At 45.0% G+C, this 582-nt stretch carries 1 protein-coding gene; it reads right to left on the bottom strand.

What is annotated here, in order from left to right; genetic code table 11:
• Positions 1-200 precede the first annotated feature (200 nt).
• Positions 201-582: hypothetical protein (locus B7C60_RS16985; RefSeq protein WP_216639297.1), on the bottom strand; the 382-nt coding region annotated here is incomplete at its 5' end.

The raw sequence follows: 582 nt of genomic DNA, 5'->3' as shown, positions 1-582 counted from the left end.
GTTTACCGTAGCGCAATGAAACGATTAGATGACTGATTAATATACCAATCAATGCCTCTTTTTTCGGCAAGGTATAACGCCCGCCTAAGGGGCTGGCAACGCATAACACCAAACTCAAACACAACAACCGTAACCACCGCGGCTCAATGGGACTGGAAACGCCACGCGTTGACAGTCCCTCTTGAGGCGTTTGTTATAACTCAGGGCTTCCCCCCAATCCTGCGCTCAAGAGCTTTTTCTAGCTCTATAAGGTGTTCATTGTGATCCTGTACCGCATCCAAAAAGTGATAAGGTTTTGTTTTAAGTCCAGTTGCACATAATGTTGTTATTAGTGCAGAGGCACAAGCAACTCTTGCCGTTCCGTTGTTCAAACGGCTCAAAGCATCGAACAGAACCCAACCAGTATCCTTAAGAGAGCCTCTGCGTGTGACCACATCCCAAATTGTGTGGTAAGTACCGTAGTTTTCACAACGGATCATTTCAAGCAACTCTGATACAGATTTATTACTTAGATACGACCGTTCGTTAGAAGCTCGGTTTTCAATCTCTCTTTTCCAATCCATCATAGTTGACCCGTGAGTT

Source organism: Vibrio fujianensis, from assembly GCF_002749895.1.
In the GTDB taxonomy this organism is placed as follows: Bacteria; Pseudomonadota; Gammaproteobacteria; order Enterobacterales; family Vibrionaceae; genus Vibrio; species Vibrio fujianensis.
This window is presented reverse-complemented; position numbering and strand designations above follow the sequence as displayed.